The 562-nt window shown below is 74.4% G+C and carries 1 protein-coding gene; it reads right to left on the bottom strand.

The features are described 5' to 3' along the window. Nucleotides 1–55 precede the first annotated feature (55 nt). The coding region (locus G7A99_RS24145; RefSeq protein ID WP_205600054.1) for an alpha/beta hydrolase at nucleotides 56–562 on the bottom strand (507 nt) is incomplete at its 5' end.

Here is a 562-nt window from a genome sequence, read left to right as displayed (position 1 = left end):
CCGCCTTCGACGACCTGGAGACCATCGTCCGCCACGCCTACCAGTGGGAGAGCCGTTACGAGGAAGAGTGATCCCCCACGCCGGCCAGTCCGGCGGTGACGCCGAAGGCCTCGCCGTCGGCCAGGAACAGCGCCTCCAGCACGTCGAAGTGATTGCGCCCGGGCGGCGTGGTCACCGGCGCGTCGATGCCCGCGTGGCGCCGGTAGGCCTCGCTCTGCTCGTGGAAGGCAGCGGTCTCGGCGCCCCCCACCGCCAGGCGCAGGGGCACGTCCGCCGGCGGCGGGAGCTCGTACAGCGGCGAGCAGGCGCGGGCGGCGGCCTCGTCCAGGCCCAGGGCGTCGTTGATGCTGGTGGCGATCAGCGGCGCCAGGTCGAAGACCCCGGAGATCGCGAGTGCGCCGGCGATAGGGGTCTCCCCGGCGGTGCGGCCGGCGAGCAGCCGGGCCACGATCTGGCCGCCGGCGGAGTGGCCGGATACGGTCAGGGGCCCGCTGCCGAGCCCCAGCCGGGCGGCGTTGTCGTGGATGAACCGGACGGCGTCCGCGCACATCGCGTTGATCCC

The sequence above is a fragment of the Arhodomonas sp. KWT genome, assembly GCF_010993615.1.
The sequence above is the reverse complement of the archived record's forward strand: the minus strand, read 5'-3'. Positions and strand labels throughout refer to the sequence as shown.